We start from the raw sequence: 6,079 nt of genomic DNA, 5'->3' as shown, positions 1-6,079 counted from the left end.
GATAAATTAAATAAATACATGGACTTCACACCTGACTTTATCAATGGGTCGGTTCCGTTGAATACGCCACGGGTAACGACTGGAAATGTGTCCGGAAAATCAATTCCACCTGGTTCTTATTCTCCCGGATCACGATTTGTTCGGGCAGCTTATCTCAAGGAACGAATTGACCTGCCGCAAAATGAAAGCGAAGCGGTTGATAACTGCTGGCATATTTTGGATTCGGTGAACGTTCCTAAGAGCACGGCGCATCAGCCAACCTATTCGGTCTATCGGGCAGCGGTTTGCTGTGAGAGCCGAAATTACTACTACCAGCCGTATCATGCTAAATCAGTGGTCAAAATTCAACTCACTGATGAATTAATTCACTCAAATGAGGTCAAATTTTTCCCAGTTGATGATAAAATTGTTTTTAATGAGTTAAACTAGGTAATTGAAGGTTTCTGTGGGGAGAAGTTAAGTTGCAAAAACAAGGTTGGCGCATCATTTTATTATTACTAGTCACATTTGTGGTGTTAGGTGCAGCCGTCACGTATCGCGGTCAATTAAGCAGTCGATCACCACAGTCCCCAAAAGCGCCCACTTTGGTTCAGAAAAAGTCGGATCATTTTTCCGAAAAGCAAAAGCGGACGTTTATTAGCGAAGTGGGCAATCCAGCGGTTAAGCTGTATCTAAAGGATCGCCAAGTGCTACCAAGCGTTGTGATCGCCCAGGCAATTTTGGAATCGCAATTCGGAACGTCTGAGTTAACGACAACGGCGAACAACTTATTTGGAATCAAGGGAAGTTATCGGGGGCGGTCGGTGCAGTTTTATACCCAAGAAGTTGAAAACGGCAAGACCATCAAAGTTTTGGCCCAGTTTCGAAAATATCCGAGCCTGGCTGCTTCAATCGCCGATCACAATCAGCTCGTCAGTGCCAAATTTATTAAGTCCAAAAATATTTTGAGCTACCGAACGTCGACCCACTTATTGCAGGAAAATGGCTATGCGACAGACCCTCATTACGCGCAAAAATTAAATCACATCATTGTCAAGTATGACTTAAGCCGGTATGATTTAAGAGCAATTAATTCCAGAGTCTAAATATTACGAGGTGAACGCCACATTGTTGGATTGGGTTTCTAATTTATACGGTCCGTTCTTTGATCCCCATAACTGGGGAACGGTCATTACCAGTGGAAGCGACTGGCTGATTATTTTATCGCTTGTCACAATTGAATGTCTGCTTTCAGTGGATAACGCAGTCGTCTTGGCTGCGCAAACGCAGGCCTTACCAACCAAAGTTCAGCGGGAAAAGTCGTTGTTTTATGGCTTGTGGGGAGCGTATATTTTTCGCTTCTTGATTATTGGAGTCGGGACGTACCTGATCCATTTTTGGGAAATTAAGGTCATCGGGTCACTGTATCTATTGTATTTGGTGTATCAATTTTTCCGGAAAACAAAAATTGTTCGAACCAAGAAGTTAGCGAGTGAAAAAAAGCACGGGTTGTCTTTATTTTGGTCGGTTGTTGCTCAAATCGAATTCATGGACGTTGTCTTCTCGGTTGATTCCGTGTTGGCATCGCTGGCAATCTCATCAAACCCAGTTATCGTGTTGCTAGGTGGAATGATTGGTATTTTGGCGATGAGAGGCGTGGCCGAGGTCATCATGCGCTTAATGGCAGTGATTCCCGAGCTGCAGCCAATGGCCTATATATTAATCGCCATTATTGCATTAAAGCTCTTTCTTTCAATCCCAGCAATTGACATCGAAATCCCAGCTACCGCATTTGGTGGCATCGTGATTGTGGCAGTTATTATCACTTTGATTATTCACTTTGTACGCAAGAATCGGAGGACGACAAATGAGCACGAAGATCACACCTGAGAATTTAGAAGAAGAAACGGATAATAAAATCACCATCATCGATTTCTGGGCGCCGTGGTGCGGTCCTTGTAAGATCTTAGACCCAATATTGGCGGACTTGGAAAAAGAGTATGGTGATCAGATTCACTTTGGAAAGATGAACGTCGACGGCAATCAAGAAATTGCTGAAAAGTATCACGTCTTGAGCATTCCCAGCCTAGTCGTATTCAAAAACGGGCAGGCCAAGGAAAAAGTGACCGGCGTTTACCCAAAGGATAAGTTAAAAAAGTATTTTGAGGCGAAGATTGCCGAAGTCAACGCATAGACATCAACGGAATGGTTTGATGCCTTTTTCTTTTGCCATCGGCGTTAATTTGGCATTTAAAATATCCAACCCCTGCAGCGGGAAGGTGAAGACCGGCGCCAAAATTGCCGGCTTGGACGGATCGGGAACGACTTGGCTCGGCTTTAAATTGGGCAGCATCTTGGCTAAATCCGTTTGGGTGAGTCCGAGAGCTTTGCTGAAATACATGACCCGCTGAAAAATGAGATTTTTAAACCACAGATAATAGATAATTCCAGCGGCAGCGATGTACCAAAAGATCGTCCACGTGATGCCGATTTTGGCAGGTGAGAGGACATCTGTGAATAAAGCAAAGATAATAAAGGCACAATATGTTAAAATGCTAATTATGGTTAGTTTAGATTTTGTTGTCATAATCGACCAACTTTCCAGGTAGATTTTGTGATACTATTTAACCATATATTATATCAAGTTGGAAAAATATAGATAGTGAGATGAAATTGTGAAATTTTCAGTAGAGACAATTGATCGCAAAGATTATGCGGCTGTACGGGGTATCATCGCAGACAGTTATAAGAACGATGGTCCCAACACCGACGGAGACGAAGTTGACATGGTCGACCGGCTCAGATCGGGCGAGGGCTATCAATCACAGTTTGAAGTGGTCGCTAAAGATGACAATCATCAGGTAATTGGTCACGCGCTCATGGTGCCGGCAACGGTCCGATCCGCAACGCACAAATTTCCGATTGTTTCGATTGTCGAGATCGGTGTTTTGAGCAAGTATCGAAATCACGGAGTTGGCCAAGAAATGGTTATCGAGTTGGAAACACGGGCTCGTCTGGCCGGTTATCGTGCCGTCAGTGCGATTGATAATTCAGATTTCTTCTTTAAGAACAACTACGTTCCTGCTGACAACTTCGACATTTTGCCAACTGTCAACGTTGACTTTAACGCTAATTTGATTAAGCCGCTATTTGATGGCGCGCTTTTCCAAAAAGGTGGTAAGATTTATTATCCTGAAGAATTCTTCGGGGTCAGAAGCACCAATTATTAAGTTCATATATAAACTGCCATATTAAAGTAACGGATAGGTCTGGGTGTCAGAAAGCCGGTGGGTGATGCGAATCGGTCAGGACTTATTGGTGAACTACCGTGGTGGGATAATAAACGGATAATAGCTAGAACCGATATCATCTAGTGAGTGGGCTGCAGTTGTGCAGCTTAAGTTGGGTGGTACCACGCGCGAGCGTCCCTTAGTCCTTGATTGGGCTGAGGGACGCTTTTTTAATTCAAAAAAATATTGATTTTTAGATATAAGGAGAAAAACGATGAAACAAGTTGTCAAAACACCACGAATTGGATTGACTGAAGGGCTGATTGTTCTGGCATTGATGCTGCTGATTATGGGCTTCAGTGTGATCAAGTTGCAAATATCACCCCAAATTCCAATTTTATTTGTCATTTTATTGCTGATTGCCTGGGCAAAGGTTCGCCAATTTTCCTGGGATTCGGTTAATCAAGGCATTATTGATGGGATCTCTACGGGCATTATTCCAATGTTTATCTTCATTTTGATTGGGGCGTTGATCAGTTCCTGGATTGCCGCCGGCGTGATTCCGTCACTGATGGTTTACGGATTTCATCTAATTAGTGCGGAGTGGTTTTTGCCGTCGGTCTTTCTTGTCTGCACAATCGTTGGAACGGCGATTGGCAGTGCTTTTACAGTTATCTCAACGATTGGAATCGCCTTTTTGGGAATGGGACTGACGATGGGGGTTAATCCGGCAATGATCGCAGGAGCGGTTATTTCAGGTGCCATCTTTGGCGATAAAACGTCGCCTTTATCAGACTCGACGAATTTGGCGTCGGCTGTGGTTGGAGCAGATTTATTCAGTCACATTCGCAACTTGATGTGGTCGACAATTCCGGCATTTTTCACGTCACTGATTGTCTTTTTCATCATTGGCCGATCAAACGCTAAGTTGAACACGACTTCAATCGACCATACGGTGACTATTTTGACCAGTCACTTCAGCATTTCGCTGTGGGCGTTTCTTCCTATTATTTTGATGTTTGTCTGTGCATGGCGAAAAATCCCGGCGATTCCGACACTGTTTATTAATATTCTGGTCGCGGTGGGGATGGTTTATATCGAGAATCCGCGGACAAAAATTCAATCAGTCATCAACATTTTGACAAACGGATTTGTTTCTCATACCGGAAATAAGGCCGTTGATAATCTTCTGACACGCGGGGGGATTTCCAGTATGATGGCAACGATTGCCCTGATTATTTCGGCTCTGGCGCTGGGTGGCCTCTTAATGAAGTTTGGTGTGATTGATGCCGTAATGGGGCCGTTGTCCAGAAAATTACAGTCAAATGGTTCGCTGATTTCTGCGGTTATATTAAGTGGGATTGGTGTCAACTTATTTGTCGGCGAGCAATACCTATCCGTAATTCTGCCAGGAAATGCGTTCAAATCAACCTTTGAAAAGGCTGGCTTGGCCCCGGTTGCATTAAGCCGGGCGCTTGAAGATGGCGGGACCGTGATTAATTATCTGATTCCATGGGGCGTTGCCGGGGTGTTTGCTGCGAATACACTTCAAGTTCCGACGATTCAGTACCTGCCATTTGCAATATTTAGTTTAAGTTCTCCTATTTTTTCAATTCTCAGTGGCTTTACCGGGGTCGGTTTGAAACATTTGAAAATGCATGAAAACGACTAGCATTGCGAGTTTAACAACGTTTTACTAATAAATCGTCAATTGGATATTTGACAAAGATTACTTACTCATTACATTAGTTACGGTCGGACGGTTTTTCTTAATGCCTGTGATATTTGATGGTAACTTCGTAACTATACACTATGTATTGTTGATCGATGAGGTCGACAAAAATTCTAGAAACAGAACACAGATATAGGAGTGTGTAATTTTGAAAAAAGTATTATCTATGATCTTCGCAACTTCAGCCGCAGCTATTGGTCTTTTCTTCGCAGGATCCGCATATGCATCAGCATCAACAATAGTTACAGTTAAGTCAGGCGACACCGTATGGGGAATCTCACAACAATACAATTCCTCAGTCAAGGCTATCGAGAGTGCAAACAATCTTAAGGATGCCAATGTCATTACTGTTGGACAACAATTAACCATTCCTTCAGCAAACAGCGCATCAACTACTCAGGGTAGCGCACATGCAGCACAAGCAACAACAACTCAACAAACACAGAGTTATAGCTCAGCAGCTTCAACCCAAACTAGCCAAGCAGCAACAACATCATCAACGGCTACTAGCGGTTCAGTTGCAGAACAAGCAGCACAATTGATGGAACAAAAGACTGGTGTTTCAGCATCAACTTGGTTGGCCATCAGTTACCGTGAATCAAGAAACAACCCAACTGCACAAAACCCTAGCTCAACTGCTCATGGTTTGTACCAATCACTTTACACAACAAGTAATGACTGGCGCGAACAAGTGAACGATGCAGCACGGATTTACCAGTCACAAGGAATGGGTGCCTGGGCATTAAACTAAAGAATCAAAATGCGAAGTAAGCTGTTCAGCTTCCAAGCATTAAAGTAAAACAACCCCGATGCGGATAACCGTGTCGGGGTTGTTTTGGGATAAGCAAAAGACCCAGGCTTGTGAAGCACAACTTGACGACTCGTTATCAGTTAACGAACGGATATTATATTACCGGTAATAAGAAGTTGATCATTCACGGCGCTGATTAAGCGGTAAATGTTATAAAAAAGGGACTGTGACAAAACTAACGTTTTGCCAACAGCCCCTTGCTTTTTCAATTTTATATAGCTGGAACGTGTGCCAAAAGGCTGCTTCCTAGGCATAACTACGAATAACTTTCCGAGCTTTCAGCTCAAAAAGTCATTCTAGGTTATGCTACGGAAGCAAACCCGCCTT

At 43.4% G+C, this 6,079-nt stretch carries 9 protein-coding genes; 8 read left to right on the top strand and 1 reads right to left on the bottom strand.

Annotated elements, in window-relative coordinates; genetic code table 11:
• The 4 genes from AB3112_RS07370 to trxA all read left to right on the top strand — a co-directional run.
• Positions 1-429, top strand: a 429-nt coding sequence (locus AB3112_RS07370; RefSeq protein ID WP_367334200.1) for a linear amide C-N hydrolase, incomplete at its 5' end; no start/stop codon positions are given.
• Between the two features lie 32 nt (positions 430-461).
• The gene (locus AB3112_RS07365) at positions 462-1,085 is read left to right on the top strand and encodes a glycoside hydrolase family 73 protein (protein ID WP_084972999.1); all 624 of its coding nucleotides are present in this window, start codon (positions 462-464) and stop codon (positions 1,083-1,085) included.
• Positions 1,086-1,107: 22 nt separating this feature from the next.
• Entirely contained in the window at positions 1,108-1,869 is a 762-nt protein-coding gene (locus AB3112_RS07360) for a TerC family protein (RefSeq protein WP_057909970.1), read from the top strand.
• A complete protein-coding gene (gene trxA / locus AB3112_RS07355) occupies positions 1,847-2,173 on the top strand; it encodes a thioredoxin (RefSeq protein WP_057909969.1) in 327 nt (108 codons plus the stop codon). Before AB3112_RS07360 ends, trxA begins: the two co-directional genes overlap by 23 nt.
• Positions 2,174-2,176: 3 nt before the next feature.
• Here trxA and AB3112_RS07350 read toward each other — a convergent pair whose 3' ends face one another.
• Entirely contained in the window at positions 2,177-2,566 is a 390-nt protein-coding gene (locus tag AB3112_RS07350; protein WP_057909968.1) for a hypothetical protein, read from the bottom strand.
• An 88-nt stretch (positions 2,567-2,654) separates the two neighbouring features.
• Here AB3112_RS07350 and AB3112_RS07345 point away from each other — a divergent pair, with 88 nt between their 5' ends.
• The 4 genes from AB3112_RS07345 to AB3112_RS07330 all read left to right on the top strand — a co-directional run bounded on the left by AB3112_RS07345 (position 2,655) and on the right by AB3112_RS07330 (position 5,892).
• A complete protein-coding gene (locus tag AB3112_RS07345) occupies positions 2,655-3,209 on the top strand; it encodes a GNAT family N-acetyltransferase (protein ID WP_057909967.1) in 555 nt (184 codons plus the stop codon).
• Positions 3,210-3,483: 274 nt separating this feature from the next.
• Positions 3,484-4,881, top strand: a complete 1,398-nt coding sequence (gene nhaC / locus AB3112_RS07340; protein WP_084972997.1) for a Na+/H+ antiporter NhaC — start codon at positions 3,484-3,486, stop codon at positions 4,879-4,881.
• A gap of 208 nt (positions 4,882-5,089) precedes the next feature.
• Entirely contained in the window at positions 5,090-5,692 is a 603-nt protein-coding gene (locus AB3112_RS07335; protein ID WP_084972995.1) for a LysM peptidoglycan-binding domain-containing protein, read from the top strand.
• A 110-nt stretch (positions 5,693-5,802) separates the two neighbouring features.
• Entirely contained in the window at positions 5,803-5,892 is a 90-nt protein-coding gene (locus tag AB3112_RS07330; protein WP_225355030.1) for a DUF5776 domain-containing protein, read from the top strand.
• Positions 5,893-6,079 lie beyond the last annotated feature (187 nt).

Origin of the sequence: Lentilactobacillus sp., assembly GCF_040773105.1 — a bacterium.
In the GTDB taxonomy this organism is placed as follows: Bacteria; Bacillota; Bacilli; order Lactobacillales; family Lactobacillaceae; genus Lentilactobacillus; species Lentilactobacillus parabuchneri.
This window is presented reverse-complemented; position numbering and strand designations above follow the sequence as displayed.

What these genes read in the sequence shown, in the direction of transcription:
- trxA (WP_057909969.1), top strand. Translation starts at nt 1,847, where the DNA reads ATGAGCACGAAGATCACACCTGAGAATTTAGAAGAAGAAACGGATAAT.
- nhaC (WP_084972997.1), top strand. Translation starts at nt 3,484, where the DNA reads ATGAAACAAGTTGTCAAAACACCACGAATTGGATTGACTGAAGGGCTG.
- AB3112_RS07350 (WP_057909968.1), bottom strand. Translation starts at nt 2,566, where the DNA reads ATGACAACAAAATCTAAACTAACCATAATTAGCATTTTAACATATTGT.